General features: G+C 63.9%; 20 protein-coding genes. 11 read left to right on the top strand and 9 right to left on the bottom strand.

Annotation, left to right across the window (positions count from 1 at the left end; translation table 11 throughout):
- The first annotated feature begins 56 nt into the window (after nt 1-56).
- From kynB to kynA, 3 genes are read left to right on the top strand one after another with little or no spacing between them, the layout of a single operon-like run.
- Entirely contained in the window at nt 57-686 is a 630-nt protein-coding gene (gene kynB / locus NKG59_RS10115) for an arylformamidase (RefSeq protein WP_253536611.1), read from the top strand.
- A gap of 47 nt (nt 687-733) precedes the next feature.
- Entirely contained in the window at nt 734-1,987 is a 1,254-nt protein-coding gene (gene kynU / locus NKG59_RS10110; RefSeq protein WP_253536610.1) for a kynureninase, read from the top strand.
- Nucleotides 1,988-2,027: 40 nt separating this feature from the next.
- Complete coding sequence (gene kynA / locus NKG59_RS10105; protein ID WP_414708560.1) at nt 2,028-2,864, top strand: tryptophan 2,3-dioxygenase; 837 nt, start codon at nt 2,028-2,030, stop codon at nt 2,862-2,864.
- 10 nt (nt 2,865-2,874) lie between these two features.
- On the opposite strand, the gene NKG59_RS10100 is transcribed toward kynA, so the two are convergent.
- The gene (locus NKG59_RS10100; protein WP_253536608.1) at nt 2,875-3,699 is read right to left on the bottom strand and encodes an IclR family transcriptional regulator; all 825 of its coding nucleotides are present in this window, start codon (nt 3,697-3,699) and stop codon (nt 2,875-2,877) included.
- A gap of 103 nt (nt 3,700-3,802) precedes the next feature.
- Here NKG59_RS10100 and NKG59_RS10095 point away from each other — a divergent pair, with 103 nt between their 5' ends.
- Entirely contained in the window at nt 3,803-4,996 is a 1,194-nt protein-coding gene (locus NKG59_RS10095; protein WP_045204570.1) for an acyl-CoA dehydrogenase, read from the top strand.
- Nucleotides 4,997-5,406: 410 nt separating this feature from the next.
- A complete protein-coding gene (locus tag NKG59_RS10090; protein ID WP_024976340.1) occupies nt 5,407-6,789 on the top strand; it encodes an NCS2 family permease in 1,383 nt (460 codons plus the stop codon).
- A gap of 147 nt (nt 6,790-6,936) precedes the next feature.
- On the opposite strand, the gene NKG59_RS10085 is transcribed toward NKG59_RS10090, so the two are convergent.
- Complete coding sequence (locus tag NKG59_RS10085) at nt 6,937-7,575, bottom strand: peroxiredoxin (protein ID WP_024976341.1); 639 nt, start codon at nt 7,573-7,575, stop codon at nt 6,937-6,939.
- Between the two features lie 281 nt (nt 7,576-7,856).
- Here NKG59_RS10085 and NKG59_RS10080 point away from each other — a divergent pair, with 281 nt between their 5' ends.
- The 3 genes from NKG59_RS10080 (at nt 7,857) to NKG59_RS10070 (ending at nt 9,224) form a co-directional block, all read left to right on the top strand.
- Nucleotides 7,857-8,183: an ElaB/YgaM/YqjD family protein gene (locus NKG59_RS10080; protein WP_009238780.1), complete on the top strand. Its 327-nt coding sequence runs from the start codon at nt 7,857-7,859 to the stop codon at nt 8,181-8,183.
- Nucleotides 8,184-8,322: 139 nt separating this feature from the next.
- The gene (locus NKG59_RS10075; RefSeq protein WP_253536607.1) at nt 8,323-8,700 is read left to right on the top strand and encodes a phage holin family protein; all 378 of its coding nucleotides are present in this window, start codon (nt 8,323-8,325) and stop codon (nt 8,698-8,700) included.
- Nucleotides 8,697-9,224: a DUF3318 domain-containing protein gene (locus NKG59_RS10070; protein ID WP_045204571.1), complete on the top strand. Its 528-nt coding sequence runs from the start codon at nt 8,697-8,699 to the stop codon at nt 9,222-9,224. The genes NKG59_RS10075 and NKG59_RS10070 overlap by 4 nt, the downstream gene beginning before the upstream one ends.
- Before the next feature lie 66 nt (nt 9,225-9,290).
- Here NKG59_RS10070 and NKG59_RS10065 read toward each other — a convergent pair whose 3' ends face one another.
- Nucleotides 9,291-9,656, bottom strand: coding sequence for a hypothetical protein (locus NKG59_RS10065; protein ID WP_045204572.1), 366 nt, complete (start codon nt 9,654-9,656; stop codon nt 9,291-9,293).
- A gap of 310 nt (nt 9,657-9,966) precedes the next feature.
- Between NKG59_RS10065 and NKG59_RS10060 the strand changes: the two genes are divergently transcribed.
- From NKG59_RS10060 to NKG59_RS10050, 3 genes are read left to right on the top strand one after another with little or no spacing between them, the layout of a single operon-like run.
- Nucleotides 9,967-10,641 (top strand): ABC transporter ATP-binding protein, encoded by a 675-nt coding sequence (locus tag NKG59_RS10060; protein ID WP_045204690.1) that lies wholly within the window; start codon nt 9,967-9,969, stop codon nt 10,639-10,641.
- Nucleotides 10,638-11,447 carry an ABC transporter permease gene (locus NKG59_RS10055; RefSeq protein ID WP_045204573.1) on the top strand — a complete coding sequence of 270 codons (810 nt, stop codon included), beginning with the start codon at nt 10,638-10,640 and terminating at the stop codon, nt 11,445-11,447. The genes NKG59_RS10060 and NKG59_RS10055 overlap by 4 nt, the downstream gene beginning before the upstream one ends.
- 1 nt (nt 11,448) lies before the next feature.
- Complete coding sequence (locus NKG59_RS10050) at nt 11,449-11,910, top strand: NUDIX hydrolase (protein WP_253536606.1); 462 nt, start codon at nt 11,449-11,451, stop codon at nt 11,908-11,910.
- 144 nt (nt 11,911-12,054) lie between these two features.
- Here NKG59_RS10050 and NKG59_RS10045 read toward each other — a convergent pair whose 3' ends face one another.
- The 6 genes from NKG59_RS10045 to NKG59_RS10020 form a co-directional block, all read right to left on the bottom strand.
- The gene (locus NKG59_RS10045; RefSeq protein ID WP_045204577.1) at nt 12,055-12,540 is read right to left on the bottom strand and encodes a nucleoside 2-deoxyribosyltransferase; all 486 of its coding nucleotides are present in this window, start codon (nt 12,538-12,540) and stop codon (nt 12,055-12,057) included.
- Nucleotides 12,537-13,601, bottom strand: a complete 1,065-nt coding sequence (locus tag NKG59_RS10040; protein WP_253536605.1) for a LacI family DNA-binding transcriptional regulator — start codon at nt 13,599-13,601, stop codon at nt 12,537-12,539. The genes NKG59_RS10045 and NKG59_RS10040 overlap by 4 nt, the downstream gene beginning before the upstream one ends.
- Before the next feature lie 79 nt (nt 13,602-13,680).
- A complete protein-coding gene (locus tag NKG59_RS10035; RefSeq protein WP_253536604.1) occupies nt 13,681-14,655 on the bottom strand; it encodes an NAD(P)-dependent oxidoreductase in 975 nt (324 codons plus the stop codon).
- A gap of 4 nt (nt 14,656-14,659) precedes the next feature.
- Complete coding sequence (locus NKG59_RS10030; protein ID WP_253536603.1) at nt 14,660-15,940, bottom strand: MFS transporter; 1,281 nt, start codon at nt 15,938-15,940, stop codon at nt 14,660-14,662.
- Nucleotides 15,941-15,999: 59 nt separating this feature from the next.
- Nucleotides 16,000-16,989, bottom strand: a complete 990-nt coding sequence (locus NKG59_RS10025) for a sugar kinase (protein ID WP_253536602.1) — start codon at nt 16,987-16,989, stop codon at nt 16,000-16,002.
- 29 nt (nt 16,990-17,018) lie between these two features.
- On the bottom strand, nt 17,019-17,789 hold the full coding sequence (locus NKG59_RS10020) for a sugar phosphate isomerase/epimerase family protein (RefSeq protein ID WP_253536601.1): 771 nt from the start codon (nt 17,787-17,789) through the stop codon (nt 17,019-17,021).
- Nucleotides 17,790-17,810: the final 21 nt, after the last annotated feature.

The raw sequence follows: 17,810 nt of genomic DNA, 5'->3' as shown, positions 1-17,810 counted from the left end.
TGGTTTTCCCTATCATTTCGGCACGGATTCAACGAATTTTCCGCCCTGGAGCCGCCTTGGAACGCACTTTGTGGGACATCAGCCCCGCCCTATCGCCCGCCACGCCCACTTGGCCCGGCGACACGCCGTTTTCGCAGGAAATTGCGTGGAAGTTGGAAGGCGACTGCCCAGTCAACGTCGGGCGCATCACGCTCTCGCCGCACACGGGCGCGCATGCCGACGCGCCGCTGCACTACCGCGCCGACGGTGCTGCCATCGGGCACGTGCCGCTGGACGCTTACCTTGGGCCGTGCCGCGTCATTCACTGCGTGGGCATGGCGCGCGTCGAGCCGGAACACATACGTGAAGCGCTGACCGACACGCCGCCGCGCGTGCTGCTGCGCACGTATGCACACATGCCGCAGAACGCGTGGGACGACAACTTTGCCGCCGTTGCGCCCGAAACCATCGCGCTTCTCGCTGCTCACGGTGTCAAGCTCATCGGCGTCGACACCGCCTCGCTCGACCCGCAAACCTCCAAGACCATGGACGCGCACCACGCCGTCGGCAAACACGGCCTCGCCATCCTCGAAGGACTGGTGCTCGACGACGTGCCTGCCGGCGATTACGAACTGATCGCCCTGCCCCTTAAGTTCGCCACCCTCGATGCAAGCCCGGTGCGCGCTGTGCTGCGCAGCCTGCCCTGATCGATACGACGACAGAACCCCAACCGATTTTTCGCCCCCGCACTCACATGACAATCACCCGCAACTCCTGCCTCGAACGCGACGCGGCCGATCCGATCGGCTCGCTGCGCGACGCCTTTGCGCTGCCCGACGGCGTGATTTATCTGGACGGCAACTCGCTCGGCGCACGCCCGAAAGCTGCCCTCGCCCGCGCGCAGGAAGTCGTCGCCAGCGAATGGGGCGACGGCCTGATCCGCAGCTGGAACCAAGCCGGCTGGTTTGAACTGCCGCGCCGCCTCGGCAACAAACTGGCGCCGCTGATCGGTGCGCGCGAAGACGAAGTCGTCGTCACAGACACCACGTCGATCAACCTGTTCAAGGTGCTTGCCGCAGCGATTCGCGTGCAGCGCGAAGACGCGCCAGACCGCAAGATCATCGTTTCGGAAACGCACAACTTCCCGACCGATCTGTACATCGCGGAAGGACTGGCCGATCTGCTGCGCGACGGCTACAAGCTGCGCCTGATCGATTCGCCGGAGGAACTCGAGGGCGCGCTGGGCGACGACGTCGCCGTCACCATGCTCACGCACGTCAACTACAAGAGCGGGCACATGTATGACATGGCGGCCGTCTCTGCGCTGGCGCACAAGCACGGCGCCCTGGCCGTCTGGGATCTTGCGCATTCGGCCGGCGCGGTACCCGTGGACCTGCACGCAGGCGGCGCGGATTACGCCATCGGCTGCACCTACAAATACCTGAACGGTGGCCCGGGCTCGCCAGCCTTCGTGTGGGTGGCTCCAGCGCTGCGCGAGCGCTTCTGGCAGCCACTGTCGGGCTGGTGGGGCCATGCTCGGCCCTTCGCGATGGAGTCGCGCTACGACGCCGATGCCGGCATTGGCCGCTTCCTTTGCGGCACGCAGCCGATCACGTCGATGGCGATGGTGGAATGCGGGCTCGACATCTTCGCCCAGACGTCGATGACCACGCTGCGGGCCAAATCGCTCGCGCTCACCGACCTTTTCATCACGCTGGTGGAAACGCGCTGCGCAGGCTTCCCGCTCACGCTCGTCACGCCGCGTGAGCACGCCATCCGCGGCAGTCACGTCAGCTACGAACACCCCAACGGCTATGCCGTGGTGCAGGCACTGATCGAGCGAGGCGTGATCGGCGACTACCGCGAGCCTCGCATCATGCGTTTCGGGTTCACGCCGCTGTACACGAGCTTTGCCGATGTGTGGGATGCCGTGGAGGTGCTGCGCGATGTGCTGGAGACCGGCGCATGGCAATCGGCCCAATTCAACGAACGTACGCTGGTGACCTGAGATGTCGAACCCGAATCAACCCGCAGCATCTGGCTGCCCCATGCATGCCGCCCAGAACGAAGGCTGGCACGACGCACAGCTCGATTTCTCGAAATCGATGAGCTATGGCGACTACCTCGCGCTCGACCAGATCCTGAACGCACAACACCCGCGCTCGCCCGATCACAACGAGATGCTCTTCATCGTCCAGCATCAGACTACCGAGCTGTGGATGAAGCTGATGCTGCACGAGCTGCGTGCCGCACGGGATTGCGTGCGCAATGACAACCTGCCGCCCGCATTCAAGATGCTGGCGCGCGTCTCGCGCATCATGGATCAGCTGGTGCAGGCGTGGAACGTGCTCGCCACGATGACGCCGCCGGAGTACTCGGCCATGCGCCCGCACCTGGGGCAATCGTCGGGCTTCCAGTCGTATCAGTACCGCGAGATCGAGTTCATTCTCGGCAACAAGAACGCGGCGATGCTCAAGCCACACGCGCACCGCACCGAGCATTACGAACAGGTCAAAGCTGCATTGGAAACGCCGTCGCTGTATGACGAGGCCGTGCGTTACATGGCGCGCCACGGCTTTGTATTCGACGCGGATTGCGTCGAGCGCGATTGGTCGCGCCCGGTCACTTACAACGCCTCGGTGGAAGCAGCGTGGCTGGAGGTCTATCGCGACCCGACGCATCATTGGGAGCTGTACGAACTGGCCGAAAAGTTCGTCGATCTGGAAGACGCGTTCCGGCAATGGCGCTTCCGACATGTGACGACGGTGGAGCGCGTGATTGGCTTCAAGCGCGGCACGGGCGGCACCGAGGGTGTCGGCTACCTGCGGAAGATGCTGGATGTCGTGTTGTTTCCGGAGCTTTGGAAGCTGCGCACCGACCTTTGATCGACGTGGCTCAGGCGGGCTCGACCACTTGGCCGAGCCTTGCCGCGAACTCTCTCAGCGCGGGGGCCAGCTCGTCGCGAATGCGCTCTGCGTCGGCGGCCGTGTAAGGCGCGCTGCAGCTCACCACGTAGGGCTCGCGCTGGCTCGGCGCGAAGAACGCCACCGCGCACGCGTGGATGGCTGGATGCCAGTCGCGCAAGGATACGGCGTAGCCATTGCGTATGCCGGCTTTCACTGCGTCATCTGCTGCGGCACCTTCTGCCGCCCACTGCGCCGGCTGCTGCGTGCGCAGTGCTTCGTACAAGCGCTCACGCCGCGCTGCAGGCAACGAAGCCAGATACGCCCGTCCCATCGAACTCGACAGCAGCGACAGCCGCGAGCCCACGCCCAGCCCGGACGACCCGCTCATCGAGGGGCTGTCGTGACGGATCGTTTCCAGATACACCATGTCCAGCCGATCGCGCTTGCCTAGCGAGATCGACACGCCAAAGCGCTGCGCAAATGCGCTCATGTGCGGCCGCGCGAGCTGGATCACGTCGCTCGATGCCAGATAGGCGAACCCGAGCGCGAGCACACCGGCGTCGAGTCCGTATTTGCCGAGGGCCTCGTCGTAACGCAGGTAGCCGAGCGAGACCAACGTGCCGGCCAGTCGGCTGACCGTGGCTTTGGGAAAGCCCGTGCGCCGCACGAATTCCTGGTTGCCGAGCAGCGTGTCGCCCGGGCGAAATGCGCGCAGCAGCTCCAGCCCGCGCGCCAGTGCCGTGACGAAATTCGGGTCGCTCGACTCGGCGGGCGCCGTATCGAATTCGGGGTCAGGGAGACGGGTTGTGCTCATGGCAAAAAAGCCCTGGAAATTGTCGATGCTTGCGCTATGATAGCTCTAAATTTCGAAACTGTGTTCCGCATATCGGAACAACAAAGACTCGGAGACTACCGCTGTGACTGCTCGCAATGCCTTCAATTGGGCCGACCCGCTGCTGCTCGACCAACAACTGACCGACGACGAGCGCATGGTGCGCGACGCCGCCGCGTCGTACTGCCAAGACAAGCTGATGCCGCGCGTGCTGGAGTCGTTCCGGCATGAGAAAACCGACGCATCGATCTTTCGTGAGATGGGCGAGCTGGGCCTGCTGGGCCCCACGATTCCCGAGCAGTACGGCGGCCCCGGCCTGAACTACGTCAGCTACGGCCTGATCGCGCGGGAAGTTGAACGTGTGGATTCGGGCTATCGCTCGATGATGAGCGTGCAGTCGTCGCTGGTGATGGTGCCGATCTATGAATTCGGCAGCGAAGCGCAAAAGCAGAAGTACCTGCCCAAGCTGGCAACCGGCGAGTGGATCGGCTGCTTTGGCCTGACCGAGCCGAACCACGGTTCCGACCCGGCCTCGATGATCACGCGCGCCAAGAAGGTCGACGGCGGCTACTCGCTGTCGGGCGCCAAGATGTGGATCACCAATTCGCCCATCGCCGATGTCTTTGTCGTGTGGGGCAAGCTGCCGAATGACAACGGCGAGGACGAAATCCGCGGCTTCATCCTCGAGAAAGGATGGAAGGGTCTGACGGCACCTGCCATCCATGGCAAGGTCGGCTTGCGTACGTCGATCACCGGTGAAATCGTGCTGGACGAAGTGTTCGTGCCGGAAGAAAACCTGATGCCGGGCGTGCGCGGCCTCAAGGGCCCGTTCACGTGCCTGAACTCGGCGCGCTACGGCATCGCGTGGGGCGCCCTGGGCGCTGCAGAAGCTTGCTGGCACATCGCGCGCCAGTACGTGCTGGATCGCAAGCAGTTCGGCCGCCCTCTCGCCGCCAACCAGCTTGTGCAGAAAAAGCTGGCCGACATGCAGACCGAAATCACGCTCGGCCTGCAAGGCTGCCTGCGTCTGGGCCGCATGAAGGACGAAGGCACTGCGGCGGTGGAAATCACGTCGATCATGAAGCGCAACTCGTGCGGCAAATCGCTCGACATCGCCCGCGTGGCGCGCGACATGCTGGGCGGCAACGGTATCTCCGATGAGTTTGGCGTAATCCGCCACGTGGTGAATCTGGAAGTGGTGAATACGTACGAAGGCACGCACGATATCCACGCGCTGATCCTGGGCCGCGCACAGACCGGCATCCAGGCTTTCTTCTGATTGCGCTTTGTTTTTCCGGCGAGTTGGGGCACACTCGTGCACCACTCGCCACACCCGCTGCCGCACCTCTCGCCCGTCCTGGGCACTGTTGTTCTCCTTCCCTCGCGATATACCAATTTGCAAATGACCGGGATACGCCACGCCGCATGAATCGGCGGTAGCGCGCGTCTATGCTTCGGTCCAAGTGTCGGCGGATTGTTGGGCCGCACGCCCCTCACACCGATAGAACGAGCGCGCGATCCACACGCAGATTGCAGCGCCACGCGACAAAACCAATCGCGAGACAACGGTCTGGAGAATGCCGGCGCGCGTACGCAGGCACCCGTACCGATATCAAAACCAGAACAGGGCACCTTACGCGGACGACCAAGATCGGCCGGCGCGGAGTCCTGCCAGGAGACAAACCCACCATGGCTGAACAGTCCATTCCGTCGTCGACGGAACTTGGCGCCGCTGGCATCGCCGATGCGCGTGCCATTGATCGCTACTTCCAGATTTCTGCACGCGGCAGCACGCAAAAGCGCGAGGTCGTGGCTGGCATCACCACCTTCATGGCAATGGTCTACGCCGTGTTTGTCGTGCCCGGCATGCTGGGCAAGGCCGGCTTTGATACCAGCGCAGTCTTCGTCGCAGTGTGTCTGACCACTGCCTTCGGTTCGCTGCTGATGGGCCTGTGGGCCAAGCTGCCGATCGCCATCGGCTGCGCAATTTCGCTGACCGCGTTCATGGCCTTTGGTCTGGTGCTTGGGCAAAAGCTGACGCCGGAAATCGCGCTGGGCGCCGTGTTCCTCATGGGCGTGGCCTTCACCGCCATCTCGGCTACGGGCGTGCGTTCCTGGATCCTGCGCAATCTGCCTTCGGGCGTGGCGCATGGCACGGGCATCGGCATCGGCCTGTTCCTGCTGCTGATCGCCTCCAACGACGTCGGTCTGGTGGTCAAAAACGCGGGCGAGGGCCTGCCTGTTGCGCTGGGCCACGTGACCGCCTTCCCGGTCATGATGTCGGTGCTGGGTCTGGCCGCCATCTTCGGCATGGAGCGTCGTCGCGTGCCGGGCGGCATCCTGATCGTGATCATCGCCATCTCGATCCTGGGCCTGATCTTTGACCCGGCCGTGAAGTTTACCGGCGTGTTCGCCGTGCCCTCACTCGCCGCTGCAGGTCATGCCTCGCTGATCGGCGCAATGGATATCCGCGGTGCGCTCACCGCCGCCGTGCTGCCGAGCGTGCTGGCGCTGGTGATGACCGCCGTGTTCGATGCCACCGGCACGATCCGCGCCGTGGCCGGCCAAGCCGGTCTGCTCAACGACAAGGGCCACATCATCAACGGTGGCCGCGCGCTGACAGCCGATTCGATCAGCTCGATCTTCTCGGCGTTCTTCGGTGGTGCTCCGGCAGCGGCTTACATTGAGTCGACGGTTGGCGTGGCGGCAGGCGGCAAGACGGGCCTGACGGCTGTCGTGGTCGGCGTGATGTTCCTGGCGGTGATGTTCTTTTCGCCGCTGGCCGGCCTGGTGCCGTCGTACGCTACGGCCCCGGCGCTGATGTATGTCGGCCTGCTGATGCTCTCCAGCGTGAGCAAGCTGCACATGGACGACATGGTTGACGCGCTGTCTGGCCTGGTCTGTGCCGTGTTCATCGTGCTGACCTGCAACATCGTCACCGGCATCATGCTCGGCTTCAGCACGCTGGTGATCGGCCGCCTGGTGGCCGGCGAATGGCGCAAGCTGAACATCGGCACCGTGGCGATTGCCGGCGCGCTGGTGGCCTTCTACGCAGGCGGCTGGGCGATCTGATCGCACACTGAACCGTCTTCACAAAAGACAAACCGGCCAGACCCGAAAGGGCTGGCCGGTTTTGTTTTGCCTAGGAACCGGTTCAGGATCCAACGCAAAAAACGCCCGGCACAGGGCCGGGCGGCAATCACACTACCAAGGAGACGGTCACTTGTTGGGCTGCGGCGTCAGGCGCAGATACGGCCGCACCGCCTTGTAGCCCTTCGGGAATTTCTGCTTGAGGACTTCCTCGTCCTTCAACGACGGCACGATGACCACGTCGTCGCCGTCTTGCCAGTTGCCCGGCGTGGCCACGCTGTGGCTGTCGGTCAACTGCAGCGAGTCGATCACGCGCAGCACTTCATTGAAATTGCGCCCCGTCGAGGCCGGATACGTAATCGTCAGGCGGATCTTCTTGTTCGGATCGATCACGAACAGCGAACGCACGGTAAAGGTCTCGCTCGCATTCGGATGGATCATGTCGTACAGCTGCGAGACCTTGCGATCGGGGTCAGCAATGATCGGAAAGTTGACGCTGGTGTTCTGCGTCTCGTTGATGTCGTTGATCCAGCCCTTATGCGACTCGACCGAATCGACCGACAGCGCAATGGCCTTGACATTGCGCTTGGCAAATTCATCCTTCAGCTTGGCGGTCAGGCCCAGTTCGGTGGTGCAGACCGGCGTGTAATCGGCCGGGTGCGAAAAAAGCACGCCCCAGCTATTGCCCAGCCACTCATGAAACTTGATGCGGCCTTCACTGGAATCCTGCTCGAAATCAGGGGCGATATCGCCCAAACGTAGAGACATCGTGTCCTCCATACACAGATTGGGAACCACTATAGCCAGATTGCCATCCAACCAAAACGACTATAAATTCACAACAACATCACTTTTCGTCATTAGGCGCGGCATTTGCTGACAACAGGGTGGAAGGCGTGCGCACATTGCCGGACAATGACCGAAGCCTTGATCCATCGCAGTGCGCGCGACGCGAGCGCTTGAAGTTTCGCAGCGCTCACACATATGCTAGCGAATAAGCGCGCCAAGATATTGACGATTGAACTACCCCCGACACCGAGGACCCGACCATGACGAACACTTCCCCCAACCTGGCCGATTCCGTCAATAAGGAGAAACTGATGACCGACGTGAAGACTGTACTGTCCGACGCTGAAACCCTGCTCAAACAAGCTGCCTCCAGCAGCGGCGAAAAAGCCGCCGAACTGCGCGAACGCGGCATGGGCATGCTCCGCCAAGCCAAGGAAAAGGCGCAGGACCTGCAAGACGCGGTCGTCCACAAGAGCAAGGCTGCCGCACGCGCTACCGATGACTACGTCCACGATCATCCGTGGCAAGCCGTGGGCGTGGCGGCCGGCGTGGGCCTGCTGATCGGCCTGCTGCTCAACCGCAAGTAACCCGCAGCAGCCTTTCTGGCCGATGGCGCGCGCCCTGTGGATCGCGCCATCGGCCAGTTGCATTTTGGCGGCCCATTCCGGGCATGGCGCGTGCTGCGTCCGCAGTGGCGCCATTGGCCTAGCACCCTCTCAACACCTCATGACCGACGACACCAGCCCAAAGCTGTTCGCTTCCTTAAAGAAACTGGCCGGCACGGTCGTCTCGATGCTGCAGACGCGGCTCGAGCTGGCCAGCGTCGAACTGGCTGAAGAAAAAGAACGGCTGCTCGGCACGGCTTTCCTGGGCATGCTGGCCGTGAGCCTGATCGGCCTGTCCATCATGACGCTGACGGCGCTGGTGGTCATCTTGTGCTGGGATACGTATCGCTGGCAGTCCCTTGCCGTGATGGCCACGCTGTATGCGCTGGGCGCGGCGGCGTGCCTGTGGAAGGTACGCTCGCTCCTGCGTAACGCACCGCCACTGTTCGAGGCCACGCTGGCCGAACTCGACAAAGACCGGGAGATCCTGCGCAGATGACCGATCCGACCGAACACACGCCATCGCCAGGCCCGTCAATGAACGAACCCGCATCGAGTGCACGACATCATGTGCGGCCGTCACGCCGCGGTGCCGAAACGCGCCTGCCGCTAAGCGTCCGCAAGGAATTGCTACTGACACGCGCTGCGCTGGAGCGCTACGACTACGCCCAGGCCCGCAACGATGTACATCGCGCCACCAGCCGTACCTTCAGCCTGGGCGGCCTTGGCGCGTTGCTACCCAACATCATCCGCCCGCTGGCGCGCCCCAATGGCCTGATGCGGGCGCTGGGCATTGCGCGTGAATATCCGCTGGTGGGCACCGCCCTGTCGCTCGCGTATGCAGGATTGCGCCGCACCTTCATCGGTCGGATCACGCGCAAGCTCGGCAAGGTGGGGATCGTGGCGGGAGCGGCTTGGTGGGGCTACAAGAAATGGCAGGATGCACAAGGCGAGCCGGTCAGTGCGCCAACGCCCGCGTCTAATGCCGATGCTAACGAGATCATCCCGGGCAGCACCTCCTGAAAGGGCTACCCGCCCGCCAAAAAAGGCCGGAGCAATCCGGCCTTTCTCGTTTGTGGCAGCGCAATATCAGTGCAGCGGAATCGGATGGCGCATGCGCTCCCAGCGCCGGGCCATGTTCTGGCGCAAACCAGCGAGCCCGTGCGGCTGCTCCGTTGCACCCACCGCGGCGGGAGCTGGTTGCACTGTCACGTCCGCGTCACGCCCGATGCGCCGCCGGCCGTGCCACATCAGCGCGCCGCTGGCGGTCCAGCCGATCACGAACAGCGTGTCACCAACATGTCGAAGGGAATCGGGTGACGTGCCCGCATGGAAGATGGCGCCCAGCATATCGGGAGGCAACTCCGCGCAGACCCAGAGAAAAATGGCTGGCGCAGAAGCAAAGACTCCCGGCTGCCACCATGGGTGGGCAACTTGCACTTTGTCGGTCTCCATGGCGCCCTCCGTCGCTTCTTCTAGTGATGTTTCGATCCTATGCCTCGCATGTGCAAATGGCGACCCGCCCGTTGCTGAATGGCATGTCGGATTCGTCCGACATCGGCCACCGGTCAGCGCATTCAGGCTGGTCCGTTTGGGCTAGGGGCCACTCCGCATGGCACGCGGATGGCGTAACCACGCGGCGACGGCACAGCGCCTGCGCAGGCGAGTTCAGGATTACGGCGGCGGAGCCCAGCCCCCGCTCATATGCATAATGCATAAAAGCGGCGCATTGATGCCGTACCGTACGCAACACACTCGCCCCACCATGCTGGCCGCCTCCCATCTCCAACGCCGCGATGCACGCACCGGTGTCACGCTGCTGCAACCTGCCACGCTTGCCGTGCAGGCCGGCGATCGCATTGCGCTGACCGGGCCCTCAGGTGCGGGCAAAAGCGTGCTGCTGCGCGCGCTGGCATTGCTCGATCCGCTCGATGGCGGGCAGGTGACATGGCATGGCCAAGTGATCGGACCGCGCGCGGTTCCGGCCTATCGTTGCCAGGTGGCGTACGTGCGTCAGCGCCCCGCGTTGCTCTCTGGCACAGTGGAAGACAACCTGCACATGCCATACGGCCTACATGCGCGGCGACATAGCACCGGATTCGATCGCGACGCCGCCATCGCCCTGCTTGCGGGCGCCGAGCGCGACGCCATCTTTCTAGACAAGAACGCCATCGATCTTTCCGGCGGTGAAGCGCAGATCGCAGCGCTGGTCCGCACGCTGCAGACAGGGCCGACCGTCCTGCTGCTTGACGAACCTACAGCCGCCCTTGACCCCGCCTCCGCACGCGCAGTTGAGGCGCTTTTGCAGCATTGGTTCGCTCAGGCGCCCGAGCGGCATGCGTGGATATGGGTGACGCACGATCCGGCGCAGGCGGAACGCATCGGCAATCGGCATTGGCGCATGGTTGCCGGACGGCTCGACACGGAGCCCACGCGATGAACGGGCAGGACCTCTCGCTCTCCGCTTGGCGGGTCGGCATTGCGGCTGCGCTGATCCTCGTGAACGGCGCGCTGTCCATCGGGCTGGGGCTTGGGCTCGAGCGACGCCTGGCCTGGGCAGCCCTGCGCACCGTCGTGCAGTTGCTGGCGGTAGGCTTCGTGCTGGAATGGGTATTCGCGCACGCGCATTGGCCGGTGGTGCTGGGCATCGTGGCTGTCATGACGTTGATTGCCGGCCATGCGACCGGCAGCCGGGGCGCGCGCGGCTATGCGGGCCTGCGGCTGGATGGCACGTTGTCGGTCTTCGGCAGCACATGGCTGATCGGAGCGATCGGGCTGGTGGCCGTACTGCATGCGCGGCCGTGGTATGAGCCGCAATACGCGATCCCGATCATGGGGATGATCCTGGGGAACACGCTCACCGGCGTGGGCCTTGCGCTGGAGCGAATGACCGGCGAACTCACTGCCACGCGCGACCAAGTGGAGACAATTCTTGCGCTGGGTGGCACACGCTGGGAGGCCGCTCGCAATGCCGCACGCACGGCCGTGCGCGCCGGCATGACGCCGATCATCAATCAGATGACCGTCGTGGGCGTGGTGAGCCTGCCCGGCATGATGACGGGCCAGGTGCTGGCGGGGCAGTCGCCGCTGGAGGCCGTGCGCTACCAGATCGTCATCATGTTCCTGCTGGCGGCGTCTTCGGGGCTGGGGACCGTCGCGGCCGTCCTGCTGGCCTACCGCCGGCTATTCAGCCGCGAGCACCAATTGCTGACTGCACGCATCACGCAACGCGTCGGAGCGAAATAACATGCCGATCGCCCTATCCTGCGGCATCGTCCTGCTCAACGAAGACGGCGACGTTCTCCTCGCCCACGCCACAGAAACGCGCCACTGGGACATCCCCAAAGGCGCCCCCGACCCGGGCGAAAACGACCGCGACGCCGCCCTGCGCGAGACACGCGAGGAAACCGGCCTCGTGCTCGACAGCCACGCACTGATCGAACTGGGCCGCTTTCCCTATCGCCGTGACAAGGAGCTCCACTTGTTCGCCACGCGCCTGCGCCGCGCGGAAGTTGCGCTCGACACGCTGAAGTGCACGTCGATGTTCAACAGCTATCACACCGGCCGGCTCATCCCCGAGATGGATGCATACCGCTGGACCACGGCGGACGAAGTACCGCAGTACGCGAGCCAATCGCTCACGCGGCTGTTTGCGCAGACGTTGACGCTGGCGAGTATTGATGCTCGTCTGGCCGAGGCCGGGCTGTAGACGAACGGCGCCTAAACCGACACATCCCCTTCAATGGTCGTGCTATGCAGTGTGCGCCGATATTTGTCGGGGCAGCCTGGTGCGAAGTGGACGGCCTCGACTGCTCCGAAGGAAGCAATCCGCAACCGCATATCCAGCGCACGACTATGCGTAGTGCGCGCGCATGCGCTCCAGGCACACGCGCACATCGCCCACGACGAGGCGGCAGCTGCAAGCAATCATGAGGTTGCGCGGCAGGCCGAAATCTTCCACGGCCCAGCCATCTGCATCGTTGCCGTTGGTGTTCGGCACCTGCCCCAAGAGTGGCTCGGCGGGCACGTTGTAGCACCACACGTCTTTGCCACGGGCAATGGCGTAGCCGATTTCAAAGCACGTGCCGGAATCGGGTTCGTAGCCGCGAAAATCCGCGACGTTGGCGAGCACGGCGTCGGCTGAATCGATCAGCGCGATGTTCTGGCGGTAGATTTCCGCGGCGGTCGCAGGGCCATTGGCCTGGGGTGCGATGGAGTTGTCGAGCGGATACAGGCCGATATAGCCGAACTCCTCACACAACGCCTTGAGTGTGTCGCCGTGTGCGACGGGCTCCGGTCGGAAAACGTCCGGCCCGGCAAGATACAGGCGCAACGTCATGACGCCTCCTCCACCGAATGCGCTGTCGACGCACGTTCGACCAGCGTACCCGGCAGCAACACGACTCGCGCATCCCCGCTCACGCCTTCGATGCGCTCATGCACGAATTCGACTGCCTTGTAACCGATGTCGTATGTCGGTTGCCGAATCGTGGTGATGCCGATCAACTCCGCCCATTCCGGATCATCGATCGACAGCAGCGCCGCCCGCTCCTGCCAAGCCGGGCCAAATTGCGTGCGCAGATGCCGCGCAACGACGAGCGCAACCGGCGCGTTGGCGATAAACAGCGCCAGTCGCTTTCCGCCCTGCCGGTGCACTGTGTCGATGCGTGCATCGATCTCTGCCAGCGCACGCTCGACTGACGCCGGATCGGTTGGGTCCAGCACCACGGTCGGCTCCGCTGGACGCCCGTGCGCTGCCATCGTTTCTCGGAAGGCGAGTTCGCGCTCACGCCGTGAACTGACCTGCGCAAACGGCTGCACGATGAACTGGATGGAATCGAAACCCTGACCCAGCAAATGCTGCACACCCAATCTGACGGCGTTGCGGTTGTCGAGGCCCACCAGGTCGGCGTCGAACCCTTCGACCGTGCGATCCACCAGCACGGCAGGAATGCCGCCGCCCCGCAGCGGGCGCAACACAGCCTCTTCTGCACCGAGCGCGTTGACGATCAATCCCTCGACCCGGTACGTCGTCAGCAACTGGACGAACCGGCGCTCCATCTCGACCTCGTTTGCGGCGTGGCAGATGAGCGGCATGTAGCCGAGCGCGTGGCAGGCCGCCGCCACGCCTTGCAGCACTTCGATCGTATAAGGATTGGTCAGATCAGCCACCAGCATGCCGAGCAGGCGGTTGCGGCCGCGCTTGAGACCGCGCGCCATCTGGTTGGGCCGGTAGTTCAACCGCTGGATGGCGGCTTCGATGCGCTGTCGCAAGTCTTCGGAAAGGACTTGTGTCTCGCCATTCAGATAGCGGGACACGCTGGTCTTGCCGGTTCCCGCTTCGCGGGCCACGTCGGTGATGGTCGCAGGGCGCGAGGAAGAGGATGGGAGTTCAGTCACGATGCGCTTCAGAACAGTCCGTCGGCGCGAGGGGCCGGAGCCAGGGTGCGAGGATCATAGCGCAATCCCGGCATTCGACTCATGAAGTGCGGGCACGCTCCAGCACCTGCGGATTGACCAGGTTCTCACGCAACGTGCCGGCCAGCGCCTTGACCAGGTTGTCGGCGGCGCAGCGGGCCATGGCGTGTCGCGTCTCGTGCGTTGCGGAGCCGATATGGGGCAATGCAACCACGTTTTTCATCACCGGCAGTGGCGAGTCGGCGGGCAGCGGCTCGTGCTCGAACACGTCCAACCCCGCGCCCCGGATGGTGCCGTTGCGCAATGCATGGATGAGCGCTGCCTCGTCAACGACGGGCCCACGCGACGCATTGATCAGGATCGCGCTGCGCTTCATCTTCGCCAACTCCTCCGCGCCGATCAGGTGCTGCGTTTCAGGCGTCAGCGGCACCTGCAGGCAAACAAAATCGGCTTCGGCCAGCAACGTGTCGAGCGGCACGCGGCACGCGCCGTAATCCGCTTCGGCCTCGGGATGCGGATGCCGGTTCGTGTACAGCACACGCATTCGGAAACCCAGCGCTGCGCGGCGAGCCACTGCCGCACCAATGCGGCCCAGTCCGACGATGCCGATCGTCTTGCTGTGAACGTCCGTGCCATAGAGCTCGGGGCCGATGCTGCGCTGCCAGTTGCCTGCCCGGACCCACTCAGCAAGCTCCACGACGCGACGCGCCGACGCGAGAATCAGCGAGAACACGGTATCGGCGGTCGACTCGGTCAACACATCCGGTGTGTGCGCCAGCGCAATGCCACGACGCGTGAGATCAGGCACGTCGAAATTGTCATAGCCCACAGAGATCGTGGACCACGCCTTGAGCCGGGGCGCGCGGTCGAGCATCTGCGGCGTGATCTTCAGGCTTGCACCGATCGCGCCCTCGGCGTGGGCAAGCGCCTCGGTCAACGCCGCAGCGCCGTCGACCTGCACGAGTTCGACATGCTCGCGCAACTGGGCCGCGACATCGTCAGGCAACGGCTTGTAGGCAACGACAAGAGGTTTCATCAGTTCATTTTCCAGGCACGGGGTGGGCAAGCGCGTAAACATCACGCGGTTGCGGCTTGACGCAGAGCGTGAAGATCACGGCTGCCAAAAGCGCGGCGCTCATGAATGCGTACGACGCAAGCGGCGAGCCGGTGGCACCGTTCAGGTAGCCCACGAAGTACGAGCCAACAAACGAACCGAGGGCACCCATGCTGTTGATCAGCGCCATCGCGCCACCCGCGACGTTCTTCGGCAGCAGCTCCGGCACGATGGCGAAAAACGGGCCATACGGCGCATACATCGCCGCACCGGCAATGACGAGCAACGCGTACGACATCCAGAAATGCGTTGACCCAAGTCCATACGATGCGGCAAACGCCGCAGCGCCCACTAGCAGGAACGGCCAAACGAAACCGCGCCGCGAACCGACCTTGTCAGACGCCCACGACGCCACGAGCATCGCGATGGTGGCAGCCAGATACGGCAGCGCCGACAGCCAGCCCGTTTCGACCATGCTGAGCGACGAGCCGTTCTTCACGATGGATGGCAGCCACAGCACGAAGCCGTAGACGCCGATGCTCCAGCAGAAATACTGCGCGCACAGCTTGATGACGACAGGCGAGCGGAAAGCCTCGCCATAGTTGCGCATCGGCTTGATGGCCGCCTGCTCCGCCGCCAATGCCTGTTCCAGGTCGCGCTTTTCCTGTGCGCTCAGCCACGATGCCTGCGCGGGCTTGTCCTGCACCAGGCACCACCAGCACACGGCCCAGATGATGGCGGGCACGCCCTCGGCGATGAACATATGGCGCCAGCCGAACTCGCGCACGAGGTAGCCCGACACCACCGACATCCAGAGCACGGTCACGGGATTGCCGAGAATCAGGAACGTGTTCGCGCGCGATCGTTCCTGCTTGGTAAACCAGTTGCTGATGTAGATGAGCATCGCGGGCATGACGGCCGCCTCAACCACGCCCAGCACGAACCGGATCGCCAGCAGCGAGGGAATGTCACTCACGACGCCCGTGAGCGCCGCGCACATCCCCCACAACACCAGGCTGATGAAGACGAGCTTCTTCACGCTGCGGCGTTCTGCGTAGATCGCGCCCGGAATCTGGAAGAAGAAATAGCCGAGGAAGAACAGCGCGCCAATCAACGACGACAGCCCCTGGCTGATCCCCAGATCGTGATTGATGCCGGCCGCCGCCGCGAAGCCATAGTTCGCGCGATCGAGGTAGGACAGGCTGTAGGTGATAAAGACGATCGGCATGATCATCCACCAGCGCCGCGCAGCGAGTTGCGTTGCCATGGTCGTGTCTCCTTTGATGGTTTGCGTCGCCCGCGAGGGGCGGCAGTCGAAGCGCTGCGTTACACGCTGGAAATGGGTTCCGGCTCGCACACAATGCGGGCCGCTTGTTCAAGCACATCAAGCTCGGCGCGAGTCGGTAGGCCTTCGGAATCCCCGATCACCTGGATCGCCAGCGCGCCGATACGGTTGCCGCGCGCAACTGCCAACTCGGGTGACTGCCCTTCAAGCAGAGCGCTGACAACGCCCACCGCAAAGCCGTCGCCCGCGCCCACCGTATCGACGACGCGCTCCACGCGCACGCCGTCGGCGATGCCTTCTGCACCGTCGGCGGTCTGGTAGTACGCGCCGGCAGCCCCCAGCTTGATGGCAACGCCACGGGCACCTTGATCGAGATAGAAGCGGGCGATATCCGCCGGGCTGTCATAGCCGGTCAGTTGCTGCCCCTCGGCCAAGCCAGGCAGCACCCAATCGGAAAGCGCCGCCAGCGCGTTCAGCGTGCGCGCCATCTCGGCAGCGGACGGCCACAGCGTGGGTCGCAGATTCGGATCGAACGAGATCGAGCCACCCGCCGCGCGCATTTCCCTCGCGAGGTGAAACGCAAGTTCACACGACGATGCAGAAATCGCGGGGGCCACACCTGTGAGATGCAGATGGCGAGCACCAAGCACATAGTCGGCCACATAGTCGGCGCAGGAGAGCCGGCTGGCGGCCGATCCCTTGCGGAAGTACTCGACACGCGGGTCGCTGCCGTCGTCAGCCCGCGACTTCAGTTGGAAGCCCGTCGGAAACTGCGGGTCCACCGCCACACATGACGCATCGATCCGTTCGCGCGCGAGCGTTTCCAGCACATATTCGCCAAACGAATCCTGCCCCACCCGGCTCACATAGCCGACGCGAAAACCGAGGCGGCTCAAGCCAACGGCCACGTTCAGATCGGCACCCGCAATCCGCTTGGTGAACTGCGTGGCCTGCGCGAGCGGCCCAGGCGCGTTCGACACGAACATCGCCATGGCTTCGCCGTAGGTGATGACATCCAGCGTATGTGACATGCGTAAGCTCCTTTGATGTCGAGGCACAGTCAGGCGGCCTTGAGCCACGTGACATGCCGATGCGCATCGACAGCGAGATCGACCGCGTCGAACGGAAATTCGATGCCGCGCGGAACATCGCCCGGCAATGCTGCCAACACAGCGGCGAACCGCGCATCGTTGCCCGCTGGTGCCACCGCAAAGCGGCGCGCTCCCTCGCCTGCGACGCTCTTGCAATGGATGTATTCCACATACGGGGCCAGGGCCCGCGCACACGCCAGCGGCGCTTCGCCCGACCACTCCCAGTTCCCGACGTCGAACGTCATGCCCAGCATGTCGGCCACACCCGCGCTTTCCAATGCGTCGAACAAACCTCGGAACTGCGCGAGCGAGCCACCCACCGTCTGCGGACCGTTCTCAACCAGCACCCGTGGGCGCCAGCCTTGCAGCAATTGGGCCAGCGCCTCTGCCGACGCATCATCGGCAAACCCGCCAAGCTGGAACTTCACGATGCGCGCGCCCAAGGCTTGCGCTTCGACCAGCGCGCCGCGGATAGCGGCAGCATCCAGAGCACCATCGTCCGTGTACAGCGTGGCCGGCGTCGAATAGACCGCCCAGAGGCCATGCGCGGCAATCAGCCGGCCCAAGGCAGCGAGAAGCGTTGTCGATACCGCGCCATCGAGCCCCGCCGGCAACAGTTCACGCCGCACCTCGAAGCCGGCGGCACCGACCGACGCGGCCACGGGAACATAGGCGTGATGTCCCTGATCCAGCACCTGGGCGGCGCCGAACGCGCTCGCCACGATCACGATATCTGCCATTTGTGCGCTTTTCTCCGTATG

Origin of the sequence: Ralstonia chuxiongensis (assembly GCF_024158925.1) — a bacterium.
GTDB lineage: Bacteria > Pseudomonadota > Gammaproteobacteria > Burkholderiales > Burkholderiaceae > Ralstonia > Ralstonia chuxiongensis.
This window is presented reverse-complemented; position numbering and strand designations above follow the sequence as displayed.